The organism is Sphingomonas oleivorans (genome assembly GCF_003050615.1).
Lineage (GTDB): Bacteria > Pseudomonadota > Alphaproteobacteria > Sphingomonadales > Sphingomonadaceae > Sphingomonas_H > Sphingomonas_H oleivorans.
In genome coordinates, this window is the sequence record NZ_NWBU01000007.1 from 197,591 (window position 1) to 216,340 (window position 18,750).

Sequence of the window (18,750 nt, forward strand, 5' to 3'; positions counted from 1 at the left end):
CGTATATTCTACACCGGCCCCATGCGGGAGTCGGTCGCATCCGCAATGCAGGAGGCGAAAATGACCGAGATTATGGACAGTGGCAGCAAAAGCCAGGAAGAAGCCGGCCAGACGGTAATCATGCCCTTCCCCACGGCGAACTTTTCCGCCGAGGCCTCCCAAGGCCGCCGTCCGGATCCCGAGAGCTTTGTGACGCAGCGGGGCAATGCGCCGCCCCGCGAGAGCGTCGATCCACCACGTGACGTACCGCTGATGATCGCGCAGCTCGCGGAAAATGGCATGACGCCGCCCCGGCCGCGCCGTCCCTCGGCGACCAATATCGAGGGTGCCGGCGAATGGGTACCGGAAAGCCTGCACCGCTCGATGCCGGGCGCGGACGAGATGGTGGCGATAACGATGGTCGCGGCGGAAACCGTCGCGTGCGGGAGTCGCGAAATCAGTGATGCCGTGCGGCGCTATAGCGAGGCCACGTCCGCTCTCGTCAATGTGCTGGCGACGGCCAGGACGCCCGAGGAGCGGCTGGAGGCGCAGGAGTTGTGGGCGCGTGAAACCACGGAAGCGATGCTCGGCTGCGTCATGGGGCTGAGCCGTGCTGGCATGCAGGCGTGCAGGGCCATAACCGAGCGGTTCGCCTGCATGCCCGACGCCACCAATATGGACACGATGGCGCCCGTGATGTGAGCGGGCGCCCGCCGGATCCTTGTCACTGATCGACCTTCCAGGGGGCGACGAGCGCGGCCATAGCGGCTATCCCGCGCCGATCGACGATAGCTGATCGGCTGGAAGGAAGACCATGATGGCGGACGCCGCAACCAGGGAATATAGGTTCAACCAGACGATGCTGCGCGTGCGCGATCCGCAAGCCTCACTGGCTTTCTATCGCGACGTGATGGGCATGGCGCTGCTTCAGAAGCTGGATTTCGAGGAGATGCGCTTCTCGCTCTATTTCCTCGCCTATCTGAAGGACAGCGAATCGATCCCGACCGATCCGGAGGAGCGGGCGGACTTCATCTTCCGGCGCGAGACGACGCTGGAGCTGACGCATAATTGGGGCACGGAGAGCGATCCCGATTTCCCCGGCTATCATCATGGCAATGCCGATCCGCGCGGCTTCGGCCATCTCGGCATCAGCGTGCCGGACGTGGACGCGGCCTGCGCGCGTTTCGAGGAGCTGGGCGTCAATTTCGTCAAGCGGCCGAACGACGGCAGGATGAAGGGCATTGCCTTCATCACCGATCCGGACGGCTATTGGATCGAGATATTGTCCGCCCGAGGCATGGCGGCCACGATCGCCGCGCAGGAGGCAGGCAAATGACCGCCTATGTGATCATCTTCCGCGATCGCACGGTGGACGAGGCGGCGCTCGCCGCCTATGCCCCCGCCGCGGCCGCCGCGCGGGCGGGCCATGCCGTTACCCCGGTCGCCCGCTATGGCCGGCATGAGGTGCTCGAAGGGCCCGAGACGGAAGGGGTGGTGGTGCTCGCCTTTCCGAGCTTCGAGGAGGCGCAGGCCTGGTATCGCAGCCCTGCCTATCAGGAGGCGCTGAAGCTGCGCCTCGCCGGGGCGGATGGCCGCGCGGTGATCGTCGAGGGCGTGGACTGAGCGGCAGTATAGGGATCGCTTTTCCCCCGGTGAAAAGCCGCTTTCCGTCTCGATCGTCTACCGGCCCGGGGCAGGATGGGATAGAGCATTTCCACCTGACCGCTTTCACCTGACCGCGCTCACCCTGGCCTTGTCGAAGGGTGCTGAGACTCACCTGGGTCGGACGGACTCGACCCAGGCTTCGACAGGCTCGGCCTGAGCGCGGTGACTCAATCCAGGCGGAAGTCGCTTTGGGACGATGCCGAAGAGGACGGATCATGCCGTTGACGATGCCCGCGCCCGATCAGTCCGTGCTTGCCCGCCGCGATCGGATCGTCGCGGCGCTGCGCCGGATCGTGCCGGGTGAAGGCGTGATCAGCGCGCCCGAGGCGCTGCGCCCCTATGAAACCGATGCGCTGACCGCCTATCGCCAGCCTCCCCTTGTCGTCGTGCTGCCGGAGACGACAGAGCAGGTTTCGGCCATATTGCGCTGGTGCCATGGCGAGGGGGTGAAGGTGGTGCCGCGTGGCGCGGGCACCTCGCTTTCGGGTGGGGCGCTGCCGCTGGCGGACGCGGTGCTGCTCGGCCTATCCAGGCTCAACCGCATATTGGAAGTGGATTATGACGACCGGATCGCGGTGGTGCAGCCGGGCGTCACCAATTTGGCGGTGAGCCAGGCGGTGGCGGAGGCGGGCTTTCATTATGCGCCCGATCCATCCAGCCAGATCGCCTGCTCCATCGGCGGCAATGTCGCGGAAAATGCGGGCGGGGTGCATTGCCTGAAATATGGGCTGACCAGCAACAATGTCCTCGGCGTCGAGTTGGTGACGATGGAGGGAGAGGTGCTGCGGCTGGGCGGGCGACAACTCGATCCGGCGGGGCTCAACCTGATGGGCTTGGTCGTGGGCTCGGAAGGCATGCTGGGCGTCGTCACCGAGATCATCCTGCGCATCCTGCCCAGGCCAGAGACGGCGCGCGCCGCGCTGATCGGCTTTCCGAGCGTCGAGGGCGCGGGCCAGTGCGTCGCGGACGTGATCGCCGCAGGGATCATCCCGGCGGGCATGGAGATGATGGACCGGCCGGCTATCCACGCCGCCGAGGCCTTCGTGCAGGCCGGCTATCCGCTCGATGTCGAGGCGCTGCTCATCGTCGAGCTGGACGGGCCCGATGTGGAATGCGCTTATCTGATCGAGGAGGTCGCCCGCATCGCCCGGCGTAATGGCGCGACGCTGCTGCGCATGGCGCGGGACGAGCCGGAGCGGCTGGCCTTCTGGGCCGGGCGCAAGGCGGCCTTTCCTGCGGTCGGCCGGATCACGCCCGATTATCTGTGCATGGATGGCACCATCCCGCGCCGGCGCCTGCCCGATGTGCTGCGGCGGATCGCGGCACTGTCCGAGGATTATGGGCTGGGCGTCGTCAACGTCTTCCATGCCGGCGACGGGAATCTCCATCCCATCATCCTCTATGACGCCAATCAGGGGCAGCTCGAACGGGCCGAGGCGTTTGGGCAAGATATTTTGCGCCTGTGCGTCGAGGTCGGTGGGGTGCTGACCGGCGAGCATGGCGTGGGCGTGGAGAAGCGCGACCTGATGCCGGAAATGTTCTCCGAGATCGATCTGGCGCATCAGCAGCGCGTGAAATGCGCCTTCGATCCGGAATTGCTGCTCAATCCGGGCAAGGTCTTCCCGACGCTCCATCGCTGCGCCGAGCTTGGCCGGATGCATGTCCATGGCGGAAAGCTGCCATTTCCCGATCTGCCGCGCTTCTGAACATGGCGGACAGGAATATATTGCTGCCGGTGACGGTGCGCGACCTAGCCGATATCGTCGCCGAGACGGCGGCCGCCGGCAGGCGGCTGGAGATACGCGGCGGCGGCAGCAAGGCGGAAATCGGCGCGCTCGTGCGCGACGCCGCGATCCTCGATCTGCGCGCATTTGCCGGCGTGATCGATTATGATCCGGCGGAGCTGGTGCTGACGGTGGGCGCAGGCACGCCGCTCGCCGAGGTGCAGGCGCTGGTGGCGGCGGAGCGGCAGATGCTGGCCTTCGAGCCTTTCGACCATGGCCCGATCTTCGGCCGGCCGGCGGGCGCCGCGACGATCGGCGGCGTTGTCGCGGCGGGCGTCGCCGGATCGAACCGGCTGTCGATGGGCGCCCCGCGCGATCATCTGCTGGGATTCGAGGCGGTGTCCGGGCGCGGCGAGCATTTCGTCGCGGGCGGTCGGGTGGTGAAGAATGTCACCGGCTATGATCTGCCCAAGCTGATGGCGGGAAGCTGGGGCCGGCTGGCGGCGATGACGCGGCTGACGCTGCGGCTGGTGCCCGCCGGGCGGACGAGCGCGACCTTGATCCTGTCCGGCCGTTCGGATGCGGCGGCGCAGGCCGCCATGGCGACGGCGATGCGATCGACCGCCAATGTCGCCGCCGCCGCGCATCTGCCGGCCGAGGTGAATGCGGGAAGGGCCGTCACGGCCTTCCGTCTCCACGGCTTTCGCCCTTCGGTGGAGGCGCGCTTCGCTATGCTCGCCGGGCTGCTCGCGGCCATGGGCCCGGTCGAGCGGCTGGGCGAGGCGGAGGCCGGCCGGCTGTGGCGCCGGCTGCGCGATCTTTCGCCGCTCGACGACGGACAGCCCCTCTGGCGGATCAACGTGCCGCCGAGCGGCGGCTGTGCGGTTACGTCCGCGCTGGCGGGGCAGGGCGCGCGCTGGCTTTTCGACTGGGCGGGCGGGCTCGTCTGGCTGAGCTTCGGGGGCGATGCGGCCCTGGTCCGGCGGGCGGCCGAGGCGGCGGGCGGACATGCGATGCTGGTGCGTGCGCCGGCCGAGCATCGCGCGCTCGTGCCCACGCTCCATCCCGAGGCGCCTGGCGTCGCCGCCCTATCGCGCCGCATCCGCCAAGCATTCGACCCGGCCGGCGTCTTCGAGACGGGCCGCTTTCCGGAGAGGCCCCGTGCAGACTGAATTTTCCGCCGCCCAGCTCGCCGATCCGGCGATGGCCTCGTCCGAGGCGGCAATCCGCAAATGCGTCCATTGCGGCTTCTGCAACGCTACCTGCCCGACCTATGCGCTGCTGGGCGACGAGTTGGATGGGCCGCGCGGGCGCATCTATCTGATGAAGGAAATGCTGGAGACGGAGGCTGCGCCGACGCCGCAGGTCGTCAAGCATGTCGATCGCTGCCTGTCCTGCCTCTCCTGCATGACGACCTGCCCGTCGGGCGTGAACTATATGCGGCTCGTCGATCATGCGCGGACCTATATCGAGACGCGCTACCGCCGGCCGCTGACGGAGCGGCTGCTGCGCCGCCTGCTCGCCTGGATGATGCCGCATCCGCATCGCATCCGGCCCGCGCTTCGGATCGCCCGGGTCGCGCGGCCCATGCGGCCGATCCTCGCCGCCATTCCGGCGCTCCGCCCGGTCGCGGCGATGCTGGCGCTGGCGCCGGCGCGCGAGGCGGAGCGGCCCAGCTCGGCCTATGCGCCGGCGGCGCAATCGCGGGGCCGAGTGGCGCTGCTCAAGGGCTGCGCAGAGCCCGTGCTGCGGCCCGAAATCCGCGCCGCCACCGTGCGGCTGCTCAACCGCGCCGGCCATGACGTGCTGTTCGCCGAAGGCGAGACCTGCTGCGGTGCGCTGACCCACCATATGGGGCGCGAGCAGGACAGCCTCGCCTCGGTCCGCCGCAATGTCGACGCCTGGACGCGCGAGATCGAAGGGCGGGGGCTCGACGCGATCATCGTCACCGCATCCGGCTGCGGCACGATGATCAAGGATTATGGTCATCTGCTCAGGAACGACCCCACCTATGCGGAAAAGGCGGCGCGCGTTTCCGCTTTGGCCAAGGATGTGAGCGAGCTGCTCGATATGGCGGAGCTGCCGCTGGGCCACGCGCCAGGGCTGACGGTCGCCTATCAGCCGCCCTGCTCGCTCCAGCATGGGCAAGGAGTGACGGAGGCGCCGAAGCGGCTGCTGAGCCGGGCGGGTTTCGAGGTCCGTACGCCCGTGGAGGCGCATCTCTGCTGCGGTTCGGCCGGCACTTACAATATTCTCCAACCGGAGCTGGCCGGTCGGCTGGGCGAGCGCAAGGCAGCGAATATCGCGCGGTTGGAGGCGGACGTGATCGTCACGGGCAATATCGGCTGCGCGGTGCAGATCGGCCAGCACGCGTCCGCGCCCGTCCTCCATATCGTCGAGCTGCTCGACTGGGCGGCAGGCGGGCCCATGCCGGAGGCGCTTGCCGACAGGGCCGATATCGGGAAACATGGCGTGAAATAAAGGACAGGAGGGGATCATGATGGGCGATAGCATCGATCGGGCGGGCCTGCGGGTCGCGCCATCGCTCGTCCGTTTCATCGAGGAACAGGCACTGCCGGGCACGGGCATCACGCCGGATGCCTTCTGGCAGGGAACGGCGGAGATATTCGCTCGCTTCGCGCCGGAAAATCGCGCACTGCTCGCAAAGCGGGACCAGATACAGGCGACGATCGATGCATGGCATGTCGGGCGGCGCGGCCAGCCGATCGACCAGCGCGACTATCAGGCCTTCCTGCGCGAGATCGGCTATCTGGTCGACGAGCCTGCGCCCTTCACCGTCTCGCCGGACAATGTGGATGAGGAGGTGGCGCGGCTCGCCGGGCCGCAGCTCGTCGTGCCCGTGCTCAACGCGCGCTTTCTGCTCAATGCCGCAAATGCCCGTTGGGGCAGTCTCTATGATGCGCTCTACGGCACGGATGCGCTGCCCGGCGCGCCCAGGCCCGGCGGCTATGATGCCGAACGCGGCGCGCAGGTGATCGCGCGGGCGAAGGCCTTTCTCGACGATGCGGTGCCGCTGGCATCCGGCAGCCATGCCGATGTGAACGGCTATTCGGTCGAGGGCGGGGCGCTGGTGCCGGCGCTTGCCGATCCCTCGCTCTTCGCCGGCCATCGCGGCGATGCGGCGAACCCGAGCGCGATCCTCTTCCGCCACAACGGCCTGCATATCGAACTCGTCATCGACCGCGCGCATCCGATCGGGCGGGACGATCCCGCGGGGATCGCGGATATGGTGCTGGAGGCGGCGCTTTCGACGATCGTCGATCTGGAGGATTCGGTCGCGGCGGTCGATGCCGAGGACAAGGTCGCCGCCTATGCCAATTGGCTGGGGCTGATGAAGGGTGACCTCGAGGCCAGCTTCGACAAGGGTGGGCGGGCGATGACGCGCGCGCTGGAGCCTGACCGAAGCTATACCGCGCCCGACGGATCGACGCTCAGCCTCCATGGCCGCAGCCTGCTGTTCGTGCGCAATGTCGGCCATCTGATGACGACGCCTGCGCTGTTGCTGGCGGATGGCAGCGAGGCGCCTGAGGGCATATTGGACGGTATCGTCACCAGCCTGATCGCGCTTCACGACCTGAAGGGGCTGGGCCGTTTTCGCAACAGCCGGACGGGATCGGTCTATATCGTAAAGCCCAAGATGCACGGGCCGGAGGAGGCGGGCTTCACCAACCGGCTGTTCGATGCGATCGAGGATCTGCTGGGCCTCGGCCGCAACACGCTCAAGGTCGGCGTGATGGATGAGGAGCGGCGGACGTCGGCCAATCTCGCCGCCTGCATTGCCGCGGTGAAGGAACGCATCATCTTCATCAACACCGGCTTTCTCGACCGCACCGGCGACGAGATCCACACCTCGATGCAGGCCGGGCCGATGATCCGCAAGGCGGAGATGAAGGGCAGTGCCTGGATCGCGGCCTATGAGGCGCGCAACGTGGCGATCGGCCTTGCCTGCGGTCTTTCGGGCAGGGCGCAGATCGGCAAGGGCATGTGGGCCGCGCCCGACCGCATGGCCGACATGCTGGAACAGAAGATCGGCCATCCGAAGAGCGGCGCCACCACGGCCTGGGTGCCCAGTCCTACCGCCGCAACGCTTCATGCGACGCATTATCATCAAGTCGACGTCTTCGCGCGCCAGCGCGAGCTCGCTGGAAATCCCGTTCCGGATCTAAACGAGCTGCTCACTCTCCCGCTCGCCCGCGGCACCAACTGGTCGCCGGAGGAGGTGCGCGACGAGCTCGACAATAATGCGCAAGGCATATTGGGCTATGTCGTGCGCTGGATCGATCAGGGGGTCGGCTGCTCCAAGGTGCCCGACATCCATGACATCGGCCTGATGGAGGATCGCGCGACCTTGCGCATCTCCTCCCAGCATATCGCCAACTGGCTGCTCCACGGCGTCTGTTCGGGCGAGGAGGTGGATGCGGCACTCCGGCGGATGGCGGCGAAGGTCGACGCGCAGAATGCGGGCGATCCGCTCTACCGGCCGATGGCGGGCCATGAGGAAGCGAGCCTCGCCTTCCAGGCTGCGCGCGCGCTGGTGTTCGAGGGGGTGGAGCAGCCGAACGGCTATACCGAGCCGCTGCTCCACGCCTATCGGGCGAAGGCCAAGCAGCAGGCGGATGCCTAGAGCCGATCCATCCTGAGCCAGCGGCGATCGCCCAGCCAGGCACGTTCGAGCGCCGTTTCCGCCGCCGCGGCGGAGACGCGGTCGCCGAGTGCGCGGTGGGTGGCAGCGAGGCCGAAGAGCACCCAGCCATTATTGGGCGATTGGGCGAGCGCCGCCAGGAACGCCTGCCGCGCATCCTTCAGCCGCCCCGCGCGGAAGAGCGCGGCGCCGAGCGATTGGCGTACCGGATAATACCAGAAGGGCGGCTCCATATAGCGTATCCCATCCTCGAGCGACGCCGCCTGCTCATAGAGGACCACCGCCTCTTCATAGCGACCATGGGCATAGGCGCGCCGCCCGGCCGCGACCAGCTCGGCCAGCCGCAGCAATTGGGAGGCGGGCACGAGTTGATCCTCCATCGGCTTGAAATCGGTCGTCTCGCGGATCTCGCGGATGGCCGCCAGCTCGGTTGCGAAGCCGTCATCGTCGCGTTGCTGTGCGCGGGCGACGGCGCGCGCATAATGCCATATGGCCGTGGCATAGCGCAGGCGCGCATCGGGCGGCGGCAGCGCGAATATCTCGGCGGGCGAGGCGAATTGCGCATAAGCGAGATAGGGCGCGGCATCGACCGGCTGCACCCAGGGCATGGCCGCCGAAACATCGGTGTTGAGGATCGCGCGCAGCCGCCGCGCCTCGCGGATCGCCGTCTCCATGTCGCCCGCCATCTGCGCCGAGGTGACGATGAAGTGCACATTGTGGGGATAATAGCCGAAGCGGTAGATGCCCGCTTCCTTCGATCGGGCGAGATAGGCTTCGTCCACCCGCGCCGCCGCGACATTGACGCGGATCGAATCCGCGAAGCGGCCGACGCGGAAATAGAGGTGGCCGGGCATATGGACGAGATGCCCGGCATTGGGCGCCAGCGGGCGCGCCAGCCGGTCGGCCGCCGCCTCGGCCCGCGCGGGCTCCGCCGAGGCTTCCATCAGATGGATGTAGAGATGCGCCGCCTGCGGATGATCGGGGCTGCGCGCGAGCACGGTTTCGACCAGCCCGATCGCCTCGCCGATCTTCCCCTTGGGCGTGCGGCCATCTCCTTCCCAATAATCCCAGGGTCGCGTGTCCATGACCGCCTCGGCGGCGAGAAGGGCGACATCGTCCTGCTGCGGGAAGCGCCGGGCGACGTCCAGCATCGCATCGGCATAGCGCCGGTCGAGCGCGGCGCGATCGGCCTTGGGATCATCGGAATAGCGCAGGGCCAGCGCGTCGATCAGCGCCCGCTCGACGGGCGTGGCGCCCCGCTTCAAGGTGCTTGCCCGGCCCGAGGCGACGACGGCGCGAGCGATCACCTCCGGCGCCATCGGTGCGTTGATGTTGGGGCCATGGGCGAGCGCCTCGCCCCACCAGCACATGGCGCAGCGCGGATCCAGTCGCTGTGCCTCGCGGAAGGAGCGGATCGCCTCGGCATGGTTGAAGCCATAAGTAAGGGCCAGCCCCTGATCGAAATAGCGTTGCGCCATGTCGTTCGCGGTGCTGATCCGGAAACGGATATTGCCCAATCCGGGCAGCAACGTCACCGGATCGTCGCTCATCGCGGGTGCTGGCTGATAAGCGGCGGCGAGTTGCAGCCGCGCGCGGAGCGCCTGGCCCCGCATCCCCTGCCGGCCGCAGATCGAACCGAGCTGGGGGGAAGGATCCAGCCGTCCCAGCATTTCCGCCGAGAACGAGGGGGCGGCGACAGGCGTCACGCTGGTCAGCAGCATGGCTGCGGCTGCCAGCGCCAGTGATTTCGGAACGGTGTTCATCACAGGCTCTCCTCGCCAGTCTGATTATGTTTCAGGGTGGCACGGTGCTCCCGTCTCCCCGACGGCGCCCGAGCAAGCGCAGCGTCGTTTCGACCAGAAGATGCTCGGCCAGCGGCTTTTCCAGCACCGCGTCATAGCCTGCCGCCTTCGCCAACTCCGTGAGATCTTCGGAGGGATAGGCGGTGATGAGGATGGCAGGCCCGTCCCAACCCGTGGCGCGCAGCGAGCGCAACACGGAAAGCCCCTCCAGCTCCGGCAGCCGATAATCCGCGATCAGGCCGACGGCCATTTGGGGGCCGGGATCGGACAGCAGGGCCGATCCCTCCGCATAGGCGCGGACATCGAAGCCGCGCGCCTGGAGCAGGAGCTGGATCGATCGCCGGACCCCGCTATCATCTTCCACCAGCAACAGTCGGGGGCGCTCCGCTTCATACGGAGCGGCGCTTTCCACGTTCATCGCAATTCATGCCCAGCCGGCCCGAAGGGGCCCGATCAGGCGGAACGATGACGCGAATGGCCGTCGCGGTCGCTACGTAGTGTTCCTATGTTGTTCTTCGTTCGATGTCTCTCCGCCGAGTCCCGCCGCGAAGGCGATGCGCAACGCGTCGGACAGGCTGCGCACGCCGAGCTTGTTCATCAGGTTCGCGCGATGCACCTCCACGGTGCGCGGCGATATGCCGAGATCATAGGCGATCGTCTTATTGGGATAACCCTGCGCCAGTCCCTTCAGCACATCCTGTTCGCGTGCCGTGAGTGCCGCGATCCGGAGCCGTGCCTCGGCTGCGCGCTCGGCGCGGTCGCCGCTTTCGTCCAGCCTCCTGAACGCGGCCGCCACGGCGGCGAGCAGCAGTGCCTTTTCGAACGGCTTTTCGATGAAATCGACCGCGCCTGCCTTCATCGCGCGCACCGCTATCGAAACGTCGCCATGGCCGGTGAGCACCACCACGGGCATGGCGATGCCGCGATCGGCCAGCGCCTGCTGCACGTCCAGCCCGTCCATCTCCGGCATGCGCACGTCGAGTAGGACGCAGCCGGGCTCGGCGGTGCGCGCCTCGCGCAGGAAAGCGACTCCGGACGCATAGGTCGTGACCGAATAGCCCGACGTCCGCAGCATGAAGCCGGCCGAGCGGCGGATCGACTCCTCGTCGTCCACTATGTGGATCATGCGCCTATCCGACATCCATCTTCTCCGACTGCGCCTTCACCAGCGTGAAATGGAACATGGATCCGCCCTGTTCCGGCGTTTCGAGCCAGATGCGACCGCCATTGGCCTCTACGATCGTCCGACAGATGGACAGGCCGAGGCCCATTCCTTCGCGCTTGGTGCTGACGAACGCGCGGAAGAGCTGATCGGCGATGGCGGGAGCGACGCCATGCCCCGTGTCCGCGACCGTGACGCGGACGAGGCCTGGGCCCTGATCCCGGGTGGCGATCGACAGGCGGCGCACTGGGCTGTCCCCCATCGCCTCGATCGCATTGCGCATGAGATTGATCAGCACCTGCTGGATCTGCACCCGATCGACCAGGACGGATGCTGCCTCCGCCCCGAGATCGAGGCTGACCTCCACGCCTTTCTCCCGCGTGCCGGCAAGGCCCAGCGTGGCCGCCTTGTCGATCAGCTCGGGCAGTTCCTCGATCGTCTTCTCGACCTCGCCGCGCGAGACGAATTCACGCAGCCGGCGCACTATGTCGCCCGCGCGCAGCGATTCGGACGCGGCCTCGTCCAGCGCCTCGCGGATCATCGGCAGATCGTCCGGATCGGGCCGGGCGAGCAGGTCGCGCGCCGCCTCGACATAGTTGGTGACGGCGGTGATCGGCTGGTTCAGCTCATGCGCCAGGGTCGATGCCATAGCGCCCATGGCGCTGATGCGCGAGACATGGAGCAGCTCGGATTGCAGCTCCTCCAGATGCTCCTGCGTCTGGAGCCGTTCGGTCAGGTCGCGGATGAAGCCGGTGAAGATGCGACGGCCGTCGACCGCCGCCTCGCCGACCGAAAGCTCCATGGGGAAGGTGCTGCCGTCGCGCCGCATGCCGATGACGACGCGGCCGATCCCGATCACCCGCCGCTCGCCCGTGGCGAGATAATGGGCGATATAGTCGTCATGCCGTTCGCGATCCGGCGACGGCATCAGGCAGCTCACATTCATGCCGCTGATTTCGGTCTCCGAATAGCCGAACAGCCGCTCGGCCGCGGCGCTGAAGGACATGATGGCGCCGCGCTCGTCGATGATGATCATCGCATCCGGGACAGTCGAGAGGATCGAGCGGAGATGCGTCTCGCTCGCGCGGATCGCGCTTTCCTTCGCCTTCTGGTCGGTGATGTCGCGCACCACCTTGCCGAAGCCGCGTAGCGCTCCGAATTCGTCGTAGAGCGCGGTGATGAGGACATGGGCGAGAAATTCGGATCCGTCCTTGCGGACCCGCCAATTCTCCTCCTCCAGCTTTCCGTCGCGGCGCGCGCGGGCGAGGTCCTGGGCGGGCTTGCCGGCCGTCACCTCTTCCGCCGGATAGAAGAGCGCGCAGGAGCGGCCGATCACCTCTCCCTCTTTCCAGCCCGTGAGCCGTTCCGCGCCCTTGTTCCAGATCGTCACCCGGCCCTCGGGATCGAGCATGTAGATGGCGTAGTTGACCGCGCCGTCGATCAGCAGGTTGAGCTCGTCATTGAGCTGGCCCGTGTCGCGCGTCCCGCCGGCGGCATGTTCGTCGTGCAGCGTCGCGCGCCTGCGCCATCTGCCCATCGCCGCGCGCAGCAGGATGATTCCCGAAGCGGCGGCAAGGAAGCTGAGCAATTGTGCGAGATGGGCGACATGCAGCCCGCTTGGGCCGAAGGAAATGGTGCCGAGTGCTGCCGCCGCCAGCGTGGCAAGGATCGCCGGGCCCGTGCCACCATAGAAGGCGGCGGCGAGAATGGCGACGGGGAAGAGGAGATAAGGCGATCGATCGATCAGCCAGGGCTGGAAGGCCAGCCGCACGACATGGGCCAGGAGCACGCAGAGAATGGCCGCGCCATAGCCGGAAACAGCGCGGCGCCAGCTTTCGACCGGAGAAGGCATGTCCGCCATCCGTCCTCGCGCGCATCGGGCTCCGGCGCGGCGCAGGGTGTTTCCTGCGCTGACGGGTCGATGCGGGGCTAGATTATACGCGAACGGTGCGGGCGCAAAGATCGGGAGGCCGGATGCCGGTGCACTCGTGACTCTACCTATTGCCGCCCGAAGCAGGCGGGGGCCTCATCGCGCCATGGCCAAGCGCATTACCATCATCGATGGGCATCCCGATCCCGACAGCCATCATTTCGTGCATGCGCTGGCGGATTCCTATGGCGATGGCGCGCGCATCGCTGGCCATGAGGTGCGCCGGCTCGACATCGCATCGATGCATTTCGCGCTGATCGCATCCCGCAATGACTGGGAAGGCAATCCCGTGGCGCCAGAGATATGCGACGCGCAGGATGCCGTGCGCTGGGCCAACCATCTCGCCATTTTCTATCCGCTCTGGCTGGGCGACGTGCCTGCGCTGCTCAAGGGCTTCTTCGAGCAGGTGATGCGCCCCGGCTTCGCCTTCCGCCCGAAAGGCAACAGGCTTCCGGAAAAGCTGCTCCGGGGCCGCTCCGCCCATCTGATCGTCACCATGGGGATGCCCGCCATCTTCTACCGCCTTTATTATGGCGCCCACAGCGTGAAGAGCCTGGAGCGCAACGTGCTGCGCTTCGTGGGCATTCGGCCGGTGCATCATACGTTGATCGGCAATGTCGAAGGCAGCGCGACCGAGCGTGCCGCCTGGCTGGACGAGATGTTCGGCATGGGCGAGGCGGGCGCCTGACCAGGTGCCCGCTCATTTCTGGTGGACATAGGTGCCGGGCGCGGGCTCGAGCGCGGGGAAGCCCCGTTCCGCATTGCCGAGCGGCGGCGGTGGCTGGAGCGGCCCCGAATGGCGATCCAGCCAGTCCGCCCATTCGGGCCACCACAGGCCCGGCTGCTCGTCCGCCTGCTCATACCAGATGTCGGGATCGAGCGAGGCGCCGTCCCCGGCGCGCGTCATCAGCCGGTAATGCCGCTTCGCATGGCCGGGATCGGCGACGATGCCGGTATGATGGTCCCCGCTGGTGAGGAGGAAGGTCAATTCCGTGTCCGTCAGCAGATGGATCCTGTGAACCGACTGCCAGGGGGCAACATGGTCCTGCTCAATGCCGACCACGAAGGCGGGCGCGCTTATGTCGCCGAGCGATATGGGGCGGCCGTCCACTCTGTGGCGGCCACGCGCGAGATCATTGTTCAGGAACAGCGCACGCAGGCAGGTCGAATGCATCGCATGGGGCATGCGGGCGCCGTCTGCGCCCCACGCCATCAGGTCGGTCATCGGCTCGCGCCCGCCCATCAGATATTCGCGGATCAGACGCGACCAGATCAGATCCTTCGAATGGAGCATCTGATAGGCGCCCACCATCTGCTGGCTGTCGAGATAGCCCTGCTGCCACATCATGCTTTCAAGCAGTGCGACATGGGCCGGATCGACGAACAGGCCGAATTCGCCCGGCTCGCTGAAGTCGGTCTGCGACGCGAACAGGCTGAGCGTGTGGAAGCGCTCGTCGCCGTCGCGCGCCGCCGCCGCCGCGGCAATGGCGAGCAGCGTGCCGCCCAGACAATAGCCGGCCATATGGACGGCGCGCGCGCCGCTGATCGCCATGACCGCGTCGAGCGCCGCCGCTACGCCCAGCCGGCGATACTCCTCCATGCCCAGATGGCGGTCGTCAGGCCCCGGATTGCGCCAGGAAATGACGAAGACGCTGTAACCCCGCGCGACCAGATAGCGGACCAGCGAGTTGGTAGACGACAGATCCAGGATATAATATTTCATGATCCAGCTCGGCACGAGCAGCAGCGGCTCGGGGCGGACCCTATCCGTGGCGGGGGCATATTGGATCAGCTCGATCAGCGCGTTGCGATGGACGACGCGGCCCGGCGTCACCGCGACGTCGACGCCGACGCGGAAATGCTCGGCGCCTGCCGGCGGCTCGTGACGCACGCCGCGCAGCAGGTCCTCGGCCAGATGGAAGGCGCCGTTGGCGAGGCATTCGCCGCCCGATTCGAGCAGGCGCCGCTGGAGCAGCGGGTTGGTCGCCGCGAAGTTGGATGGCGAGACCATGTCGAGCATCTGCCGGACGGCGAAGCGCAGCACGGCCTCATGCCGCGCGGTGACGCCGCCGATCCCCCGGCAGGCATCGTCCCACCATTGCTGGTTCAGCAGGAAGGCCTGGTGGATGATATTGTAGGGCCAGTGCTGCCAGGCGGGATCGGCGAAGCGATGATCTTGGGGCGACGGCGCGACACAGGGCTCGGCCTTGGCGCCGCGCGATATTAATTGCTCGCAATAGTCGGCGAGGCGCATCGCCTTGCGCCCCGCCTCGGCAGCGAGATGGAGCCGGCGGCCGGGCGAGGCGGTGAGGTGAGTCGCCCAGTCGGCAAAGGCTTCGCCCAGCGTGGTGGGGGCGAGGCCGCCGGTGAAGCGGGCGATGGCCGCACCCGTCGATCGGTCGATCATCTCGGCCAGCTCGGCGAGCGGATCGGCCTCTCTCTCCGCCTGACGCTGGTCAGGACCGGCTTGGTCAGGATCGGGCGAATCGCTCACCATCTGCTCCCGCCCCCCGGGGCTCCTGCCGGCCCGATAGAAGAAGGGCGGGGCAGGCGAATTCGGTAACAATACCTATGGACCCGCGGGCCACATTGCCGGGCCCGCAATCGAATCCGTCGCCGGAGGAGATCGCGTTCGGAATAGTCCCGCAATCCTAACATGCCGCACGGCAAGGGTCTTGCCGGAAGTCTACGTAGCATTGCGGATGGGGCGGCCATGGTGCCCCACCTAGTTTTCGACCGATTTCCGGACGTTCGCGCAAAGATCGAGAAAGGATTGGACGATGGCTCGCGACGACGTGCAGACGGAAGCCAATGTTCCCAGCGTGGTTGAAAGCGTCATGCCGGCGCTGACCGATCCCTTCGGCTGGATGCGGGGGGAAATGGACCGCTTCTGGTCTGGAATATTGCCGTTCGGCGATGGCTTCCGCATGGCCCAGCGCCTTGCCGGCATGCCCGTGCCGGCTGCGGAGATGACCGAGACGGACGATGCGTTCAGGCTGACCATCGAGGTGCCGGGTGTCGATCCGAAGGATGTGGAGATCGAGATAAAGGATGATCTCCTCCAGATTTCCGGAGAGAAGCGGACCTGCCGTGCCGAAGGGGAGAGGGGCAATTATCTCTCCGAGCGTTCCTATGGCCGGTTCGAGCGTTCGGTGCGCCTGCCGGAGAGGGTCGATCGGGAACAGATCAAGGCGACGGCGCAGAATGGCGTGCTCACCATCACGCTCCCCCGCGTGTCGAAGGCCGGCCAGGAAGGGCGGAAGATCGCGGTCGAGACGCTCTGAGCCGAGCCGCTCGAAGCTGGCCGGGCGGGTAGCCTCAGGTAGCCCCTTTCAATGGCCGAGAACGAGTGGGAGCTTGCTTGATCCCAGCATCCTGCGCGTGACGCCGCCGAACAGCGCCTCGGCCATCCGGGCATGACCGAAGGCACCCATCAGGCAATAGCTTGCGCCATATTCCTCGCACTGTTCGAGGATCAGCCGATCGACCGCGCGATCCTGATCGGGTATGCGCCGGATCGCGGCATGGATGTCGTGGCGCGAAAGATAGGTGGCGGCATCCTCCGCCGATATGCCACGCGATCCCTCCTCCACCTCGAACAGGCGGACCGCGCTCGCCAGCCGGAGCAGCGGTACGCAGCCCCGCATCGTTGTAGCCACCTGCGGCGATCCATCCCAGGCGATCAGCGCCCTGCCGTCCGCCGTGAAGCCCCGTTGCTGTTCGGGCACGGCGACCAGCGGCTTGCGCGAGCGGATCGCCACGGTGCTGGCGATGCTGCGCATGTCGGGTACGGGCGTCGCCTGCAACTGGCGATTGACGACGATCAGGTCGGCGAGACCCGCGGCGCGCGTTACGCAATCCGCCATGTCGCCGACACAGTCGATCCAGTCCCAGGAAATGCCTTCATGGGCGAACCGCGCCTCCAGCCTTTCGCGATTTCCCGCCTCGCGCGAGCGTTCCTGTGCCAGCAGCATCGCCTCCCCGGCGGCGCTGTAATAATCGCCCATCAGCAGGGGGATATGGACGACATCGACGCAGCTTAGATGGCCGCCCAGCGCGCGGGTGATGTCGAGCGCCGCCTGCAGCCGTGCTTCCTGGCCGGCATCCTCGTGCACAAGCAGCAGAATATTCTTCATCCCGGCCTCCATCACCGCGCCGCCGCAGCGGACAGGCTAGGCTGCAAGCGGGACACCCAAAATCAGGGACTCTACGGATGCCGCGCGGCGATCGTCCGGATAGGCTGGCCTGATGGAAGATAGGCGGCAGGCGGCGTCGGGCCGGAATCCGCCGGAGCAGGAAGAGACGATCGCCTTCCTGGAAGGCGGACAGGCCTTTCCGGAAGGTCCGCCGGTACGGATCGACACCCATGCCGCCATCGTCTTCCTCGCCGGCGACCGGGCGTGGAAGCTGAAGCGCGCGGTGCGCTTCGAATATCTCGATTTCTCCACGCCCGAGCGGCGTCATGCGGCGCTGGAAGCCGAGCTTCGGCTCAACCGCCGGACGGCGCCCTTGCTCTATCAGACGGTGATGCCGATCGCGCGGGACGGGCAGGGCGCCCTGGCGATCGGTGGCACGGGCGTGCCCATTGACTGGCTGTTGCGGATGCGGCGCCTGCCCGAGGAGGCGCTGTTCGTCCGGCTCGCCGAACGTGGCCGGCTGGACGCCGCGCTGCTGACGCGCCTCGCCGATCGGCTCGTCGCCTTCCATGGCGCGGCGGAGGTTGTGCGGCCGGCGGAGCCGGCAGCCGGCCTTCGCGCGGTGATCGAGGCCAATCGCCGCAGCATGGAACGCTATCCGGACCTGCTCGATCCCGCGGCGGTGGCGGCGCTCGCCGCGCGCAGCATGGATGCGCTGATGGTCGCCACTCCGCTGATCGGAGCGCGGGCGGAGGCGGGGCGGGTGCGCCGCGGCCATGGCGACCTGCATCTCGGCAATATCGCGATGATCGAAGGCGAGCCGACACCGTTCGACTGCCTGGAGTTTGACGAGGCGCTGGCGACTATCGACATTCTCTACGATCTGGCCTTTCTGCTGATGGACCTGTGGCAGCGCGAGCAGCGGGACGGGGCGGCGATCCTCTTCAACCGCTATCTCGATCTTTCGCCCGAGGATGAGGATGGGCTGGCGCTGATGCCGCTATTCCTGTCGCTCCGTGCTGCCGTTCGCGCCCATGTCGAGGCGGCGACCGCGCGGGGCGGGCAGGCCGGGGCGGCTGCGCGGGCCTCTTCCTATCTCGCCGCCGCCGCCGCCTTTCTCGATTGCGTGCCGCCCCGGCTGCTCGCGATCGGCGGGCTTTCGGGCACGGGCAAGTCGACCTTGGCGCGCGCGCTGGCGGCGATGCTTGGCCGTCCGCCCGGCGCGCGCATCCTGCGCAGCGACGTCGTCCGCAAGCGGATGCATGGGCTTCCGCCCGAACGGCGCCTGCCGCCCGATGCCTATGGCGCGGCGGAAAGCAGGCAGGTCTATGCGCGGCTCGCCGCTGCGGCGGGCGAGGCGCTTGGTGCGGGAAGCGCGGTCATTGCGGATGCCGTGTTCGGCAGGCCGGACGAGCGGGACGCGATCCGCGCGGTGGCTGAGGGGGCAGGCGCGCCCTTTTTCGGCCTGTGGCTCCGCGCCGGGCGTCAGGCGCGCATCGCCCGGGTGAGCAAGCGGGGGCCGGACGCCTCCGACGCGGATGCGGCGGTCGTTGCTGCCCAATCCCGACTGGAAGAAGAAATCCCGCCGGACTGGCATGTCGTGCAGGCGGACGGCACGCCCGACATGATTGCCGCCGAGGCCCGTAAATGGCTGCGCTCGGGCGAGGCCCCGATCGGTCCCGCCTGAGC

The 18,750-nt window shown here is 67.4% G+C and carries 16 protein-coding genes; 10 read left to right on the forward strand and 6 right to left on the reverse strand.

Annotation, left to right across the window (positions count from 1 at the left end):
• The first annotated feature begins 60 nt into the window (after positions 1 to 60).
• The 7 genes from CLG96_RS09155 to CLG96_RS09185 all read left to right on the forward strand — a co-directional run bounded on the left by CLG96_RS09155 (position 61) and on the right by CLG96_RS09185 (position 8,013).
• Positions 61 to 681 (forward strand): hypothetical protein, encoded by a 621-nt coding sequence (locus CLG96_RS09155; RefSeq protein ID WP_133175385.1) that lies wholly within the window; start codon positions 61 to 63, stop codon positions 679 to 681.
• A 112-nt stretch (positions 682 to 793) separates the two neighbouring features.
• The gene (gloA, locus tag CLG96_RS09160) at positions 794 to 1,315 is read left to right on the forward strand and encodes a lactoylglutathione lyase (RefSeq protein ID WP_107967571.1); all 522 of its coding nucleotides are present in this window, start codon (positions 794 to 796) and stop codon (positions 1,313 to 1,315) included.
• Positions 1,312 to 1,602 carry a DUF1330 domain-containing protein gene (locus CLG96_RS09165; protein ID WP_107967572.1) on the forward strand — a complete coding sequence of 97 codons (291 nt, stop codon included), beginning with the start codon at positions 1,312 to 1,314 and terminating at the stop codon, positions 1,600 to 1,602. The genes gloA and CLG96_RS09165 overlap by 4 nt, the downstream gene beginning before the upstream one ends.
• A gap of 257 nt (positions 1,603 to 1,859) precedes the next feature.
• Positions 1,860 to 3,350, forward strand: coding sequence for an FAD-linked oxidase C-terminal domain-containing protein (locus CLG96_RS09170; protein ID WP_107967573.1), 1,491 nt, complete (start codon positions 1,860 to 1,862; stop codon positions 3,348 to 3,350).
• A 2-nt stretch (positions 3,351 to 3,352) separates the two neighbouring features.
• Positions 3,353 to 4,540, forward strand: a complete 1,188-nt coding sequence (locus CLG96_RS09175) for an FAD-binding protein (RefSeq protein WP_107967574.1) — start codon at positions 3,353 to 3,355, stop codon at positions 4,538 to 4,540.
• A complete protein-coding gene (gene glcF / locus CLG96_RS09180) occupies positions 4,530 to 5,849 on the forward strand; it encodes a glycolate oxidase subunit GlcF (protein ID WP_107967575.1) in 1,320 nt (439 codons plus the stop codon). Before CLG96_RS09175 ends, glcF begins: the two co-directional genes overlap by 11 nt.
• Before the next feature lie 19 nt (positions 5,850 to 5,868).
• Positions 5,869 to 8,013, forward strand: a complete 2,145-nt coding sequence (locus CLG96_RS09185) for a malate synthase G (RefSeq protein WP_107967686.1) — start codon at positions 5,869 to 5,871, stop codon at positions 8,011 to 8,013.
• Here CLG96_RS09185 and CLG96_RS09190 read toward each other — a convergent pair.
• From CLG96_RS09190 to CLG96_RS09205, 4 genes are all read right to left on the reverse strand, one after another.
• Positions 8,010 to 9,794 carry a tetratricopeptide repeat protein gene (locus CLG96_RS09190; RefSeq protein WP_107967576.1) on the reverse strand — a complete coding sequence of 595 codons (1,785 nt, stop codon included), beginning with the start codon at positions 9,792 to 9,794 and terminating at the stop codon, positions 8,010 to 8,012. The two genes, CLG96_RS09185 and CLG96_RS09190, sit on opposite strands and share 4 nt — an antisense overlap.
• A gap of 31 nt (positions 9,795 to 9,825) precedes the next feature.
• Positions 9,826 to 10,251 carry a response regulator gene (locus tag CLG96_RS09195; protein WP_107967577.1) on the reverse strand — a complete coding sequence of 142 codons (426 nt, stop codon included), beginning with the start codon at positions 10,249 to 10,251 and terminating at the stop codon, positions 9,826 to 9,828.
• Positions 10,252 to 10,323: 72 nt separating this feature from the next.
• Positions 10,324 to 10,974, reverse strand: coding sequence for a response regulator transcription factor (locus tag CLG96_RS09200; RefSeq protein ID WP_107967578.1), 651 nt, complete (start codon positions 10,972 to 10,974; stop codon positions 10,324 to 10,326).
• A complete protein-coding gene (locus tag CLG96_RS09205) occupies positions 10,964 to 12,847 on the reverse strand; it encodes a PAS domain S-box protein (protein WP_207796649.1) in 1,884 nt (627 codons plus the stop codon). The genes CLG96_RS09200 and CLG96_RS09205 overlap by 11 nt, the downstream gene beginning before the upstream one ends.
• Positions 12,848 to 13,031: 184 nt before the next feature.
• Between CLG96_RS09205 and CLG96_RS09210 the strand changes: the two genes are divergently transcribed.
• The gene (locus CLG96_RS09210) at positions 13,032 to 13,613 is read left to right on the forward strand and encodes an NAD(P)H-dependent oxidoreductase (RefSeq protein ID WP_107967580.1); all 582 of its coding nucleotides are present in this window, start codon (positions 13,032 to 13,034) and stop codon (positions 13,611 to 13,613) included.
• A 12-nt stretch (positions 13,614 to 13,625) separates the two neighbouring features.
• Here CLG96_RS09210 and CLG96_RS09215 read toward each other — a convergent pair whose 3' ends face one another.
• Complete coding sequence (locus CLG96_RS09215; protein WP_107967581.1) at positions 13,626 to 15,422, reverse strand: PHA/PHB synthase family protein; 1,797 nt, start codon at positions 15,420 to 15,422, stop codon at positions 13,626 to 13,628.
• 283 nt (positions 15,423 to 15,705) lie between these two features.
• On the opposite strand from CLG96_RS09215, the gene CLG96_RS09220 reads away from it, so the two are divergent.
• A complete protein-coding gene (locus tag CLG96_RS09220; RefSeq protein WP_107967582.1) occupies positions 15,706 to 16,209 on the forward strand; it encodes an Hsp20/alpha crystallin family protein in 504 nt (167 codons plus the stop codon).
• 48 nt (positions 16,210 to 16,257) lie between these two features.
• Here CLG96_RS09220 and CLG96_RS09225 read toward each other — a convergent pair whose 3' ends face one another.
• Positions 16,258 to 17,061 carry a universal stress protein gene (locus CLG96_RS09225; protein ID WP_107967687.1) on the reverse strand — a complete coding sequence of 268 codons (804 nt, stop codon included), beginning with the start codon at positions 17,059 to 17,061 and terminating at the stop codon, positions 16,258 to 16,260.
• Between the two features lie 112 nt (positions 17,062 to 17,173).
• Between CLG96_RS09225 and CLG96_RS09230 the strand changes: the two genes are divergently transcribed.
• On the forward strand, positions 17,174 to 18,748 hold the full coding sequence (locus CLG96_RS09230; RefSeq protein WP_107967583.1) for a bifunctional aminoglycoside phosphotransferase/ATP-binding protein: 1,575 nt from the start codon (positions 17,174 to 17,176) through the stop codon (positions 18,746 to 18,748).
• The last annotated feature ends 2 nt before the right edge of the window (positions 18,749 to 18,750 follow it).

Bases quoted from the DNA above. Each gene is read 5' to 3' on its own strand.
- CLG96_RS09165 (WP_107967572.1), top strand. From the start codon at position 1,312: ATGACCGCCTATGTGATCATCTTCCGCGATCGCACGGTGGACGAGGCG.
- CLG96_RS09170 (WP_107967573.1), top strand. From the start codon at position 1,860: ATGCCGTTGACGATGCCCGCGCCCGATCAGTCCGTGCTTGCCCGCCGC.
- CLG96_RS09185 (WP_107967686.1), top strand. From the start codon at position 5,869: ATGGGCGATAGCATCGATCGGGCGGGCCTGCGGGTCGCGCCATCGCTC.
- CLG96_RS09215 (WP_107967581.1), bottom strand. From the start codon at position 15,422: ATGGTGAGCGATTCGCCCGATCCTGACCAAGCCGGTCCTGACCAGCGT.
- CLG96_RS09220 (WP_107967582.1), top strand. From the start codon at position 15,706: ATGGCTCGCGACGACGTGCAGACGGAAGCCAATGTTCCCAGCGTGGTT.
- gloA (WP_107967571.1), top strand. From the start codon at position 794: ATGATGGCGGACGCCGCAACCAGGGAATATAGGTTCAACCAGACGATG.
- CLG96_RS09190 (WP_107967576.1), bottom strand. From the start codon at position 9,794: ATGAACACCGTTCCGAAATCACTGGCGCTGGCAGCCGCAGCCATGCTG.
- CLG96_RS09210 (WP_107967580.1), top strand. From the start codon at position 13,032: ATGGCCAAGCGCATTACCATCATCGATGGGCATCCCGATCCCGACAGC.
- CLG96_RS09225 (WP_107967687.1), bottom strand. From the start codon at position 17,061: ATGAAGAATATTCTGCTGCTTGTGCACGAGGATGCCGGCCAGGAAGCA.
- CLG96_RS09195 (WP_107967577.1), bottom strand. From the start codon at position 10,251: ATGAACGTGGAAAGCGCCGCTCCGTATGAAGCGGAGCGCCCCCGACTG.
- CLG96_RS09155 (WP_133175385.1), top strand. From the start codon at position 61: ATGACCGAGATTATGGACAGTGGCAGCAAAAGCCAGGAAGAAGCCGGC.
- CLG96_RS09205 (WP_207796649.1), bottom strand. From the start codon at position 12,847: ATGCCTTCTCCGGTCGAAAGCTGGCGCCGCGCTGTTTCCGGCTATGGC.
- CLG96_RS09230 (WP_107967583.1), top strand. From the start codon at position 17,174: ATGGAAGATAGGCGGCAGGCGGCGTCGGGCCGGAATCCGCCGGAGCAG.
- CLG96_RS09175 (WP_107967574.1), top strand. From the start codon at position 3,353: ATGGCGGACAGGAATATATTGCTGCCGGTGACGGTGCGCGACCTAGCC.
- CLG96_RS09200 (WP_107967578.1), bottom strand. From the start codon at position 10,974: ATGTCGGATAGGCGCATGATCCACATAGTGGACGACGAGGAGTCGATC.